The organism is Halopseudomonas formosensis (assembly GCF_900115905.1).
Taxonomy (GTDB): Bacteria; Pseudomonadota; Gammaproteobacteria; order Pseudomonadales; family Pseudomonadaceae; genus Halopseudomonas; species Halopseudomonas formosensis.
Genome location: NZ_FOYD01000003.1, coordinates 305,440 through 318,659, shown reverse-complemented (window position 1 = coordinate 318,659; position 13,220 = coordinate 305,440). Strand labels below are relative to the sequence as shown.

11 protein-coding genes and 1 pseudogene are annotated in these 13,220 nt (G+C 64.3%); 7 read left to right on the top strand and 5 right to left on the bottom strand.

Going from position 1 to position 13,220, the window contains the following annotated elements; genetic code table 11:
• The 7 genes and pseudogenes from mrdA (at position 1) to lipB (ending at position 7,073) form a co-directional block, all read left to right on the top strand.
• Positions 1–1,881, top strand: coding sequence for a penicillin-binding protein 2 (gene mrdA / locus BM046_RS06875; protein ID WP_090538310.1), 1,881 nt, complete (start codon positions 1–3; stop codon positions 1,879–1,881).
• Positions 1,878–3,017, top strand: coding sequence for a rod shape-determining protein RodA (gene rodA / locus BM046_RS06870; RefSeq protein WP_090538309.1), 1,140 nt, complete (start codon positions 1,878–1,880; stop codon positions 3,015–3,017). Before mrdA ends, rodA begins: the two co-directional genes overlap by 4 nt.
• Before the next feature lie 29 nt (positions 3,018–3,046).
• The gene (gene mltB, locus BM046_RS06865; protein ID WP_407920436.1) at positions 3,047–4,057 is read left to right on the top strand and encodes a lytic murein transglycosylase B; all 1,011 of its coding nucleotides are present in this window, start codon (positions 3,047–3,049) and stop codon (positions 4,055–4,057) included.
• Complete coding sequence (locus tag BM046_RS06860) at positions 4,054–4,941, top strand: septal ring lytic transglycosylase RlpA family protein (protein ID WP_090538306.1); 888 nt, start codon at positions 4,054–4,056, stop codon at positions 4,939–4,941. The genes mltB and BM046_RS06860 overlap by 4 nt, the downstream gene beginning before the upstream one ends.
• 153 nt (positions 4,942–5,094) lie before the next feature.
• Positions 5,095–6,168: pseudogene (locus tag BM046_RS06855) on the top strand (D-alanyl-D-alanine carboxypeptidase family protein); the annotation flags it as partial.
• Between the two features lie 12 nt (positions 6,169–6,180).
• Complete coding sequence (locus BM046_RS06850) at positions 6,181–6,456, top strand: HP0495 family protein (protein ID WP_090538304.1); 276 nt, start codon at positions 6,181–6,183, stop codon at positions 6,454–6,456.
• Complete coding sequence (gene lipB, locus BM046_RS06845; protein ID WP_090538302.1) at positions 6,456–7,073, top strand: lipoyl(octanoyl) transferase LipB; 618 nt, start codon at positions 6,456–6,458, stop codon at positions 7,071–7,073. Before BM046_RS06850 ends, lipB begins: the two co-directional genes overlap by 1 nt.
• 219 nt (positions 7,074–7,292) lie before the next feature.
• Here the strand turns inward: lipB and lipA are convergent, their stop codons facing one another.
• The 5 genes from lipA to BM046_RS06820 form a co-directional block, all read right to left on the bottom strand.
• Positions 7,293–8,345 (bottom strand): lipoyl synthase, encoded by a 1,053-nt coding sequence (gene lipA, locus BM046_RS06840; RefSeq protein WP_090538300.1) that lies wholly within the window; start codon positions 8,343–8,345, stop codon positions 7,293–7,295.
• 109 nt (positions 8,346–8,454) lie between these two features.
• Positions 8,455–10,026, bottom strand: coding sequence for a TerC family protein (locus tag BM046_RS06835; RefSeq protein ID WP_090538298.1), 1,572 nt, complete (start codon positions 10,024–10,026; stop codon positions 8,455–8,457).
• A gap of 188 nt (positions 10,027–10,214) precedes the next feature.
• Entirely contained in the window at positions 10,215–11,492 is a 1,278-nt protein-coding gene (locus tag BM046_RS06830) for a lytic murein transglycosylase (protein ID WP_090538296.1), read from the bottom strand.
• A 135-nt stretch (positions 11,493–11,627) separates the two neighbouring features.
• A complete protein-coding gene (holA, locus tag BM046_RS06825) occupies positions 11,628–12,662 on the bottom strand; it encodes a DNA polymerase III subunit delta (RefSeq protein WP_090538294.1) in 1,035 nt (344 codons plus the stop codon).
• Positions 12,659–13,216 (bottom strand): LPS-assembly lipoprotein LptE, encoded by a 558-nt coding sequence (locus BM046_RS06820; RefSeq protein WP_090538293.1) that lies wholly within the window; start codon positions 13,214–13,216, stop codon positions 12,659–12,661. Before BM046_RS06820 ends, holA begins: the two co-directional genes overlap by 4 nt.
• Positions 13,217–13,220 lie beyond the last annotated feature (4 nt).

The window sequence follows — 13,220 nt, the reverse complement described above, 5'->3', positions numbered from 1 at the left end:
ATGGCCAAGCCGATTCGCATCAAGGACCACCTCAACGAAGCCGGCATTGTCCAGCGACGGATCATTCTGGCCACGGTCGTCATCGTGTTGCTGTCCGGCGTGTTGCTGGCGCGGATGTTCTGGCTGCAGGTGGTGCAATACGAGCATCATGCCACCCTGTCGGAGAACAACCGGGTCCACGTACAGCCGATCCCGCCGGCCCGCGGGCGCATCTATGACCGTAATGGCGTGGTGCTGGCGGAGAACCGCCCCAGTTTCAGCCTGAACATCACCCGTGAGCGGGTCCCGGATCTGGAAACGACCGTCGCGCTGCTGCAGTCGCTGCTGGAGCTGGACGATGAGGACATCAACCAGCTCCATCGCCGCCTCGGCCAGCGGCGTCGCCCCTTCGAGGCGGTGCCGGTGATGTTCAACCTGACCGAGGACCAGATCGCCCGTATCGCGGTCAACCAGTTCCGTCTGCCGGGCATCGAGGTGCAGGCCAGTTTCGTGCGCCATTATCCCCGGGCGGAGCATTTCGCCCATGCCGTGGGCTACGTCGGCCGTATCAACGAGCGGGAGATGGAGACCATCGACCGGGTCGCCTATGCCGGAACCCACTACATCGGCAAGACCGGGGTGGAGCGGTTCTACGAGCACCTGCTGCATGGCAAGGTCGGTTACGAGGAAGTGGAGACCAACGCCCGCGGCCGGGTACTGCGGGTGCTCAAGCGCACCGAGCCGGAATCCGGTCGCGATCTGACCCTGCATCTGGACAGCCGCCTGCAGGCGGTGGCCGAAGAGGCGCTGGGCAACCGCCGGGGCGCTGTGGTGGCCATCGAGCCCAAGACCGGAGGTGTGCTGGCCTATGTCAGTCAGCCGTCGTTCAACCCCAACCTGTTCGTGACCGGGATCAGCCATGCGGACTACGGTGAGCTGCGCGACTCCATCGACCAGCCGCTGTTCAACCGGGTCGTGCGCGGACTCTACCCGCCGGGCTCGACCATCAAGCAGATCGTCGCCCTGGCCGGGCTCGATTATGGCGTCACCACCCGCACGGCGCGGGTGTATGACCCGGGCTTCTATCAGCTGCCGAACAACTCGCACAAATACCGCAACTGGAACCGCTACGGCGATGGCTGGGTGGACATGGAACTGGCCATGGCGCGCTCCAACGACACCTACTTCTATGATCTGGCGCACAAGCTGGGCATCGACCGCATGCACGAGTTCATGACCAAGTTCGGCCTGGGTACACGGGTGTCCCTGGACATCTTCGAGGAATCCGCGGGGCTGATGCCGTCCCGGGAGTGGAAGCGTGCCTCGCGCCGCCAGCCCTGGTACCCGGGGGAGACGCTGATTACCGGCATCGGCCAGGGCTACATGCTGTCCACGCCCCTGCAGCTGGCGCATTCCACCGCGCTGATTGCCAACCGGGGCGTGTGGAAACGGCCGCGGCTGCTGGCCGATGCCGATGGTCAGGGGCCGGATGAAAGTGATACGCCCGAGAACGTGGTGCTGCGCAATCCCTCCGATTGGGACTTCATCATCCGCACCATGGAGATGGTCATGCACGGCGAACGTGGTACGGCCCGTTCGGCGGCCGCCGGAGCACCCTATCGCATGGCGGGCAAGACAGGTACCGCCCAGGTGGTAGCCATCGCCCAGGGTGCCCGCTATGACTCGGCTGCGCTGCGCGAGCGTCACCGAGATCATGCACTGTTCGTCGGCTTCGCGCCGGTAGACGACCCGCAGATTGCCGTGGCGGTGATGGTGGAGAACGGGGAGTCCGGTGGCCGGGTCGCGGCACCGGTGGGACGCATGCTGTTTGACGCCTGGCTATTGCCAGAGCCCGAACCTGAACCCGAGCCGGAATCCATCGAGGAAGAGGTGACGCCATGAAGCCCTTGTCCGGAGTCTCCGCCCCCAGCCCGGGACTGCGTCGGGAGCCACTGTGGATGCGCATTCATGTCGACCCCTGGCTGCTGTTGCTGATCCTGATTCTGGCCGGTGCCGCCGGCTTCGTACTCTATTCGGCCAGCAGCAAGAGCCTGTCCATGCTGTATCGCCAGAGCGCGCATTATGCGATCGGGCTGGCGGTGATGCTGTTCATTGCCCAGGTCAAGCCCAGGTTCATGGAGCGTTGGGTGCCGGTGGCCTACGTCGGCTCCTCGTTGCTGCTGCTGGCGGTATTGGTGGTGGGTACCGAGGCCAAGGGGGCCCAGCGCTGGCTGAGCATCCCCGGGGTCATCACCTTCCAGCCGTCGGAGATCATGAAGCTGGTGATGCCGATGAGCGTGGCCTGGTATCTCGGGCGGCGGGAGATGCCGCCGCGCTTCAAGCATGTGGCTGTGTGCCTGACGATCATCATGGTGCCGGTGGTGTTGATCCTCAAACAGCCGGATCTGGGGACCACCCTGCTGATCGCTGCCTCGGGCATCTTCGGCCTGCTGCTGGCCGGGCTGCGCTGGCGTTATATCCTCGGGGCTCTGGTCATGCTGGTGCCCGGCGCGGTGGCCATGTGGTTCTTTGTCATGCATGCGTACCAGAAACAGCGGGTGCTGACGCTGCTCAATCCCGAGAGCGACCCGCTGGGGGCCGGCTGGAACATCATCCAGTCCAAGGCAGCCATCGGCTCGGGCGGCGTCTATGGCAAGGGCTGGTTGCAGGGCACCCAGTCCCATCTGGACTTCCTGCCCGAAGGGCATACCGACTTCATCATTGCCGTGCTGGCCGAGGAGTTCGGTCTGGTCGGGGTGTCCCTGCTGATGCTGGTCTATCTGCTGATCATCGCCCGGGGCCTCTACATCACCCACCACGCCCAGGAGGCCTTCAGCAAGTTGCTGGCCGGCAGCGTGACGCTCACCTTTTTTGTCTATGTATTCGTTAATATCGGCATGGTCAGTGGCCTGCTGCCGGTGGTCGGCGTGCCGCTGCCGCTGATCAGCTACGGCGGCACTTCACTGATCACATTGCTGGCGGGTTTCGGCATCCTGATGTCTGTCCATACGCACCGCAAGTGGATGATACACGGATGACAGATGGTAACTGGATAACAGGAAGGTACATGACGCTTCAGATCTCCGCCTGGCTGCGCAGGCATGCGCCGGCCGCTGCCCTGGCGCTCAGCCCAATGCTGGCGCTGGCCCAGAACTACACCGCCGAGCACCCGTCGGTGGCCCCCTTTGTTGAGGAAATGCGTGCCGAATACGGCTTCGATCCCGAGCATGTGCGCCAGCTGCTGGCCCAGGCCGAGCGCCGCGACTCCATCCTGGAGGCGATATCCCGGCCCGCCGAGCGGGTCCGCCCCTGGCACGAGTACCGCAAGATCTTCATCACCGACCGGCGCATCGCCGAGGGTGTGGCGTTCTGGAACCAGCACGCCGATGCGCTGGCCCGTGCCGAGGAAGTCTATGGCGTCGAGCCGGAAATTATCCTGGCGATCATTGGTGTGGAGACCTTCTATGGTGCCAACAAGGGCAGTCATCGGGTGATAGATGCCTTGTCCACCCTGGGCTTCGACTATCCGCCCCGGGCCGACTTCTTCCGCGGCCAGCTCAAATCCTTCCTGGTACTGACCCGCGAGCAGCAGGTCGATCCCCTCAGCCTGACCGGATCCTACGCCGGGGCGATGGGCTTCCCCCAGTTCATACCCAGCAGCTACCTGGCCTACGCGGTGGACTTCGATGAGGATGGGGTGCGAGACATCTGGAACAATCCGGTGGACGCCATCGGCAGCGCCGCCAACTACTTTGCCGAACACAAGTGGAAACACGGCGAAACCGTGGCAGTCGAAGCCACCGTCAGCGGCGAGGACTACGCGCAGGGCTTCACCCTGGACCGCGGGCTGGAAGCCAAGATCAGTGTCGGCGAGCTGAAAGAGCTGGGTTGGACCCCCAGCGTCGAACTGCAGGACGATACCCAGGTGATGGCCTTCGAGTTTGACGCCGGGGACCACAAGCAATACTGGCTGGGCCTGCACAACCTGCACGTGATAACCCGCTACAATCGCAGCGTGATGTACGCTATGGTCGTGCATCAGCTGGCCGAACTCATCCGGGAAGCGAGGGGCGAATGATCAAACTGCCGGGTGCCGGATCAGGTACCATTGTCCTTTGTCTGAGCATGCTGCTGGCGGCCTGCTCATCGCCGCCGGTTCAGCGCGGGGACAGTGGCGGTATCCCGCGCACGGTGCAGGATGGCGCCCCGGCCTATTTCAGGGATGTATCGCAGATTCCGGACGCTGTCCCGGTACCCCATCAGGGGCCGTTCAAGGCCTCGCCCTACACGGTTCTGGGGCGCAGCTATGTGCCCATACAGGATGGGCGCAACTACCGCGAGACCGGACTGGCCTCCTGGTATGGCACCAAGTTTCATGGTCAACTGACCGCCAACGGCGAGCAGTACGACCTGTACGGCATGACCGCGGCGCACAAGACGCTGCCCCTGCCCAGTTATGTTCGGGTGACCAACCTGGACAATCAGCGCAGCATCATAGTGCGGGTCAACGACCGCGGCCCCTTCCATTCGGACCGCATCATTGACCTGTCCTACGCCGGCGCGGTCAAGCTCGGATTCGCCGAGCGCGGGACCGCCCGGGTCAGGGTAGAGGGAATCGACCCTGTGGTATGGCAGCAGCAGAACGGCAATCGCGCCGTGGCTGGCAGTCCGGCCCCGGTCTCGGTGCCGGCGCCCAACCCGACGGCCCGTGCCGCCGCGCTGGAAGGCGGGCTCTACCTGCAGCTGGGGGCCTTCTCCTCGGATCAGGCCGCCGAACAGCTGCGCAGCCGGGTACAGGGAATGGTGCAGACGCCGGTGTTCGTCAGCCCGGTGCAGGTGGATAGCCGTACATTGCACCGGGTGCGGCTGGGTCCGCTGGACAGCCATGACGAGGCGCAGCAGCTGATGGAAAGATTACGCCTGGCCAACCTGGGTTCGCCCACCCTGGTCAGCGCACATTAACCCTTCGATTCATTCAAGACAGTGAGCACCATGTTCAAGAAGATAATGCATACCCTGTTGGTTTCCGCTGCTGTGCTGCTGGTCCCTGCAGCACTGGCGCAGACGCCCCAGCCGCAGCCTCAACCACAGCCCCAGGCCAGTGCGCCGCTGATTCCGCCGGCACCTACGGTGGCTGCCTCCAGCTATCTGCTGATCGATGCCGACAGCGGCAAGGTGCTCACCGAGCACAACGCCGACACCCCGCTGCCGCCGGCCAGTCTGACCAAGATGATGACCAGCTACATCGCCAGCATGGAGATCCTCAAGGGGCAGCTGCGGGAAGAGGACGAGGTGCTGGTCAGCGAGAAGGCCTGGCGCATGGGCGGCTCCAAGATGTTCATCGAGGTGGGCAACCGGGTGCGGGTGATCGACCTGCTGCGCGGTGTCATCATCCAGTCCGGTAACGATGCCAGTGTGGCCCTGGCCGAGCATATTGCCGGCAGCGAAGAGTCCTTCGCCGACCTGATGAACAGCCACGCGCGTCGTCTGGGCATGAACAACACCCACTTCGAGAATGCCACCGGTCTGCCGGGCGAGAACCATGTCTCCAGTGCCCGGGACATGGCGATCATGGCCAAGGCCATCATCGAGGATGACCCCCAGCACTACGCCATCTACAAGGAAAAGGAATTCGTCTGGAACGGTATCCGTCAGCCCAACCGCAACCTCATGCTGTGGCGTGACAACACCGTGGACGGCCTCAAAACCGGCCATACCGACGAAGCTGGTTACTGCCTGGTGGCCTCGGCCAAGCGTGATGGCATGCGTCTGATATCCGTGGTCATGGGCACCGCCAGCGAGCAGGCCCGCGCCGCTGAAACCCAGAAGCTGCTGACCTGGGGCTTCCGCTTCTTCGAGACCCGCCACTTCTATCAGCCTGATCAGGTGGTCTCCACCGCCCGGGTCTGGGCCGGTGCGCAGAATCAGGTGGGCGTCGGTCTGGCCGAGGGTCTGGTCCTGACCCTGCCCAAGGGGCAGGCGGACAAGCTGGAAGCGACGGTCTCCCTGGATTCCACCATCAAGGCTCCCATTGCCCGTGGCGATGTACTGGGTCAGGTGGAAGTGAAGCTGGGTGAAGAGGTGGTGCACACAGGTCCGCTGGTTGCCCTGGCTGACGTCGAAAGCGCCGGTCTGTTCGGTCGCCTGTGGGACAGCATCCGTCTGTTCTTCTACGGCCTGTTCAACTGAGGGGTAGGCGAGATGAGCGACAAGACTCCGGACGCGCCCAAGATCGAGTTTCCCTGTGATTATCCGATCAAGGTGATCTGCAATGGTGCCGAGGGTGTGCTGGAACAGGTGCTGGAGGTGGTCCGTCGCCACGATCCTGCGCTGAATGCGGACAAGCTGGTAGTACAGGACAGCAAGAATGGCCGCTTCCAGTCCCTGCGGCTGATCATCCGTGCCACCAGCGAGCAGCAACTGCAGCAGCTGCATGCCGACCTCAAGGCCACCGGCCAGGTGCACATGGTGCTCTGATGGCCGAGCTGATAGTCAGACATCTGGGGCTGGTGGACTACCAGCCCACGCTGGAAGCTATGCGGCAGCTCACTGCCGAGCGCAATGCCGACACCCCGGATCAGATCTGGCTGCTGCAGCATCCCCCGGTGTTCACCCAGGGACAGGCCGGCAAGGCCGAGCATGTACTGGCCGCCGGGGATATACCGGTGATCCAGGTAGAGCGGGGCGGGCAGGTCACCTACCATGGCCCCGGTCAGCTGGTGGCCTACCTGATGCTTGACCTGCGCCGACTGGATCTCGGAGTGCGCGAACTGGTCACCCTCATGGAGCAGAGTCTGGTCGAGCTGCTGGCCGGTTATGGAATCGAGGCGGCACCCCGGGCCGATGCGCCCGGGGTCTATGTGGGTGCGGCCAAGATAGCTTCGCTGGGACTGCGGGTACGCCGCGGTTGCTCCTTCCACGGTCTGGCACTGAACGTGGACATGGACATGGAGCCCTTCAGCCGCATCAATCCCTGCGGTTACAGCGGACTGCGCATGGTACAGCTGAGCGAGCTGCTGGAGCAGCCGGTGGATATCAGTGAGGTCGCGCGTCGGTTGGAAAAGATACTGCGCCAGCGTCTGACGCGCGCATAGCCCCCGGTGTGCAGCGCACCCGCGCTACGCCTCGACCTTGGGCGGGACTGTGTCGTCGAGCCGGTGCTCGACAACCCGAAACCCTTCATCGAGCTGGTGCTCGACGTTCCCAGAGAAGGCGTTAAGAGTTTGCCTGGGAGGGACGAGCACCAGCTCGTCCGCGGTGCCGGGGTGTAGCGCCCCTGCGCTACGCCGGGGCTAGCCCAGATAGCAAGCCTGCTAGCGAATGGTCAGCGTCGGAATCAGGTTGCTGTCGACCTGCTGCCCGGGTACGGCGGCGGGGGCGGCCAGGCCCAGGTTGTTCTTCTCGAATACCCGGTCGGCGCGGTAGCTGGAGCGTACCAGCGGGCCGGCGGCCACTTCCATGAAGCCCTTGGCCAGGCCCAGTTCGCGGTAGTGATTGAATTCGTCGGGGGTCACCCAGCGCTTGACCGGCAGGTGGTTGCGGGTCGGCTGCAGGTACTGGCCGAGGGTGACGATATCCACGCCAATGGCGCGCAGCTCGTCAAAGGTTTGCAGGATTTCCTCGTCGGTCTCGCCCAGGCCCACCATCAGGCTGGTCTTGGTCAGCACCTGCGGGCGGTGCCGCTTGGCGTGCTCCAGCACCCGCAGCGTCTTGGCATAGCCGGCACGGGGGTCGCGCACTTCATGGGTCAGCCGCTCGACGGTCTCCACATTCTGCGCGAAGACTTCCAGACCCGAGTCCACCACCAGCTCCACCGCGGCCAGATCGCCATTGAAGTCCGGGGTCAGGGCTTCCACGACCACCTCCGGCGTGCGACGCTTGATTGCCTGCACGCAGGCGGCGTAATGGGCTGCGCCCCCGTCGGGCAGGTCATCGCGGTCGACCGAGGTCAGCACTATGTAGCGCAGCGCCATGAGTTCAACCGAGCGCGCGGTGTTCTCGGGCTCTTCCTGATCCAGCCAGCCATTGGGGTTGCCGGTGTCCACCGCGCAGAAGCGGCAGGCGCGGGTGCAGACCGAGCCCATCAGCATGATGGTGGCGGTGCCGTTGCTCCAGCATTCGCCCATGTTCGGGCAGTGGGATTCCTGACAGACAGTGCTCAGCCGATGTTCGCTGACGTTGCGCTTGACCGCTTCGAAGCGGTCGCCCGCCGGCGCCTTGACCCGCAGCCATTTGGGCTTGGGTTGGAAGGGAGTGGGTTCCGCCTGGCTGGCGCGGCGCTTCTGGCCGTCCTTGATGGCAGTAATGCCCTGGGCATTGCGGAATTTCTCACCACTGGCGACATGGGTTGGCGAGTTGTCAGACATCGGTTACGGACTCCTGGTAGGCTTCCACTGCAAGGGGGACTGAGTTGGGCTTGTGGCCGGGGCTCAGTTTACCACAGCTGGTGCTGTGCTTTGCCCCGGCGCGTGCGGCCTACTCGTGGTGGTGGCCTTCGTCCAGGCGGATCAGCTCCACCCGGGCGATACGTACGTGCTCAATCTCCAGAATGCGCAGCTGCCATCCATCCACCGTCAGCACTTCGTCCTGTTCCGGCATGTGCTCCAGCTCATGCAGGATCAGCCCGGCCAGGGTGGTGTACAGCGGATTGCGCGGCAGCGGGGCGGGCAGGTGGCGGTTGATCTCCTCCAGGTTCTCGCTGGCGTCGACCTCGTAGCGGCCGGGCTCCAGTTCCACCACGCTGGGGGTGAAGTCCAGACCGTGCTCGGCCTCCGGCAGCTCGCCGGCGATGGCCTCCATGATGTCGGTGAGGCTGACGATGCCCTCGAGCGTGCCGAACTCGTCGACAACAAAGGCCATCTGCTTGCCCTCCTGGCGGAAGGCTTCCAGGGCACGGATCGCATTCTGCGTCTCGAACAGCACCACCGGCTGCTCGATATGCGCCTCCAGATCCAGCTCGCCGCCCTGCAACAGGGAATCGAGCAGGGTCTTCTTCTGCACAATGCCCAGCGGCTCGTCCTGCTTGCCATCGCGGATCACCACCAGTCGGGAGTAGGGCGAATCCAGCAGCTGCTGACGCTGTTCCTCGAAGCTGTTGGCCAGATCCAGCACATGCACATCGCGGCGCGGTGTCATCAGCGCCTTGATATTGGTATCGGCCAGGCTGAGCACGCCACGGATCATGTCCCGCTCGTTCTCGTTGAACACCGGCTCCGGCTCGTCCTCGTCTGAGGTGCTGGCGGTATCCAGGGCTTCGGCCTGGTCGCTCTTGCCGAGCAGACGCAGGATGTTGTTGGCGGTGCGCTCGCGCAGGGTACCGCCGGTATTCAGCCATTTCTGCTTGTTGTGCCGCGCCAGCTGGTTGAAGAACTCGACCATGATCGAGAAACCGATCGCGGCGTACAGATAGCCCTTGGGAATATGCAGACCCACGCCTTCGGCGATCAGGCTGAAGCCGATCATCAGCAGGAACCCCAGGCACAGGATGATCAGTGTCGGATGGGCGTTGACGAAGCGGGTCAGGCGCTTGCTGGCCGCCAGCATCACAGCCATGGCCACTATCATGGCGATGGCCATGACCGCCAGTTCATCCGCCATGCCGATGGCGGTGATCACCGAGTCGATGGAGAACACCGCATCGAGGATCACGATCTGCGTGACCACCACGCCGAAGCTGGAGTAGGCGATACGGGCGCCGCTGACGTGCTGTCGGCCTTCGAGCCGTTCGTGCAGCTCCATGGTGGCCTTGAACAGCAGGAACAGGCCGCCGGCGAGCATGATCAGGTCCCGGGCCGAAACCGGATGGTCGCCGACATGGAACAGCGGATTGGTCAGGGTGACCAGCCAGGCGATACTCATCAGCAGGATCAGGCGCATCACCAGCGCCAGGGACAGACCCAGAATGCGCGCCTTGTCCCGCTGGTGGGGAGGCAGCTTCTCGGCCAGTACCGCGATGAATACCAGATTGTCGATGCCGAGCACTATCTCCAGGGTGATCAGTGCCAGCAGACCCGCCCATACCGTGGGGTCGGAGAGCCATTCAAACATGGTCTATCTCCATTACGGCGGGATACACAATTGAGGTGACGACGGATTGTGAAGAGGGGGTGCGAAGACGGTCTGTCATCGCATATGTTCGGGGAGGGACAGAGTTCAAAACATTAAACCGGTTGCCATTGGAAAGAACCTTATACGCTTTCTGCTGTCCCGAAACAATTGGATATTGTGAACACCCCTCACTGCACCCGGTTGCGCAGGGCCTTCAGCAACTGACGATCCGGGTAGCCATCCGCCGGCCAGCCGAGGGCAATCTGCGAGCGACGGATAGCCTGGCGGGTGTTGGCGCCGATGATGCCGTCGGCCGCGCCGGGCTCGAAACCCTGTTGCTGCAGGCGCTCCTGCAACTCCACCCGTTCGGCGCGGGACAGCGGATCATCGTCGACCGGCCAGCTGGCCAGCACCTGACCTCGCCCCTGGAATCGCTCGGCCAGCAGGCTGATGGCCAGGGCGTAACTGGTCGAATTGTTGTACTTCAGGATGCTGCGGAAATTGTTCATCACCAGGAAGGCCGGGCCACGATGCCCGGCGGGCAGTATCAGACTGGCCTGATCCTGAAGATGGTTGACGAGCCTGCGGCCTCGGGCATCCTGCACGCCCAGCGCGCTCCATTCGGCCAGGGTCTTGCGGATCGACATGTCCGCCAGGGTGTAATCGAAACTGGTCGGCAAGCGCACCTCCTGACCCCAGGGCGCGCCGCTCTGCCAGTGGGAAGCACGCAGGTAATTGGCGGCGGACGCCAGGGCGTCGGCCTCGGTGTGCCAGATATCCCGTTTGCCGTTGCCGTCGAAGTCGACCGCATGCTCGTTGTAGGTGGTCGGGATGAACTGGGTCTGACCCATGGCCCCGGCCCAGGAGCCGGTCATGTCGGCGGCCGTGGTATCCCCGCGCTGGAGGATTTCCAGCGCCGCCAGCAGCTGGGTCTGGGCAAACTCGGAACGGCGCCCCTGATGGGCCAGGGTGGCCAGGGAGCGTATTACCGAGCGGTCACCCATGTTGCTGCCGAAGTTGCTTTCCAGACCCCAGATCGCCACCAGGATATGGCGGTCAACGCCGTAGCGGGCCTCGATCTGCTGCAGCGTCGCGGCGTGCCGGTTGAGCATGACCCGTCCGGTGGCCTGGCGCTGGGTGGACAGGGCGCCATCAAGGTATTCCCAGATCGGACGGGTGAACTCGGGCTGACTCTGATCGGCGCGCAGGACCGCTGGGTCCGGCTCTATCCCACGGAAGGCCTCGTCGAATACCCGGGGCTGAATGCCCGAAGCCAGGGCGCGGCTGCGGAAGTCATCCCGCCACTGGCTGAACGTCCGTGACTCCTCGACCACCACCGGGCTGGCGACGGGCTTTACCGAGGCTTCCAGGCGATTCTCGGCGCAGGCGGACAGCACCAGCAGGCTGGCGGTCACCGCTGACAGGGTGCGCAACAGGGCGGCGGGGCGAAGAAGGACTTTACGCATGTATCGGCTTCCGGCATTTCGTGAACGGCCCCACTGTAGCATGCGTTTCGACACAAACGCACCGCTGGGCCGGCTAATGCTGTTTGAGAGTCGGCGGTCGGACAGGTTCCCCGACCGCTGGCAAAAGCCAGGGCGTCAGGAACTGATGGGCAGGCGCACGCCGGCCGCGCGGACCAGAATCCGGGCCAGGGTGTCCCATTCCGAGCCTTCAGCCTGGCCCTTGATCTGCTCGTCGGCCTGCTGGGCCAGACGCAGAAGCTCGGCCCAGACCCGCGGAGGGTGGCGTTCCAGGGCGCGGCTGAGCAGGGGTTTGCGCTTGTCCCAGATGGGGGGGCGCTGGTTGGCGAAAATGCGATCCAGGGGAATGCCCCGGGCCTGCTCCAGGGCCATGCTGTACAGACTGCGCACTTCGCGGCTGACCGCCCAGAGAATCACCGGTGCTTCAACGCCTTCGCCGCGCAGTCCCTGGAGAATGCGCAGGGCGTGCTGGGCGTTGCCCTGGAGCAGGGCGTCGGACAGGCTGAAGACGTCGAAACGGGCGCTGTCGGCCACCGCCTGTTGCACCGTTTCCAGGTCCAGTTGGCCGCCATCGCAGAACAGTTTGAGCTTTTCGATTTCCTGGGCGGCGGCCAGCAGGTTGCCCTCCACCCGGACAGTCAGCAGATCCAGCGCCTCGGGGGTGGCATGCAGTCCTGCAGCCGCCAGACGGTCGCGCATCCAGTTGGGCAGCTGATGGGCATCCACCGGCCAGACCTGCACAAAACGGCTGTTCCCGTGCTCCATCAGGGTCTTGGCCCACTTGGTACGCTGGGCGCTGGAATCCAGCCTGGGCAGGCTGATCAGCAGGGTGGTGTCCGGCGCGGGTGCCTCGAGCCAGTCGAGCAACACCCGTATGCCCTCGTCCCCGGGCTTGCCCCCGGGTATGCGCAGTTCGATCAGGCGTTGCTGGGCGAACAGCGACAGGCTGTTACCGGCCTCGCGCACCTGACCCCAGTCGAAGCTGCGATCGATATGGAAGACCAGGCGTTCTTCGCTGCCGGCGTCCCGGCAGGCCTGGCGGATAAGATCCGCACTCTCGCCGCACAGCAGTGGATCGTCACCGCTGACGACATACACCGGCGCCAGCCCATCGCGGAGCTGGCGCTGCAGTTGTGCGGCATTGAGTTTCATCGGGTCGGTGCAGGTTGTCCGGAACCGTCCAGCGCCTGCTCACGTGCTTCCAGGACCGCGGGTGACACACGGGACAGACGCAGCACCAGCTGACGGATCAGCTCCTGGTGCATCTCGTTGCGCAGCAGCTGCTCCTCCTCGGTATTGCCGGTCACGTTGTTGCGGTCGGCACCATAGGAGCGCTGGGCGGTCAGCGTCTCGGGTCCGAGCAGCAGCCGACCGTCCCTGTTGCTGATGACGTAGGTCAGCTCGCTGCGCAGCTCACGCTCGATCGGGCCGCCGCGGCTGGCGTTGCCCAGTGAACGACGGCTGTCGGCTTCCTGCAGCTGCAGGTGGTAGCGGGCGCTGTCGGTGACCCGAACGCCATGGTTGATCAGGCTCTCACGCAGCGCCCGGTGGATCTGGCCGTATTCGTCCTGGACGCTCAGGCGCAGTTCCTGCAGGGGGATATCTTCGGTTGCAGTACCGCGCAGCTGGAAGCCGCAGGCACTGAGCAGCAGGGCTGCGCCGAGGACGGCGCAGCTCAGCAGATGACGAGGACGTTGCAAGGGCATGCCA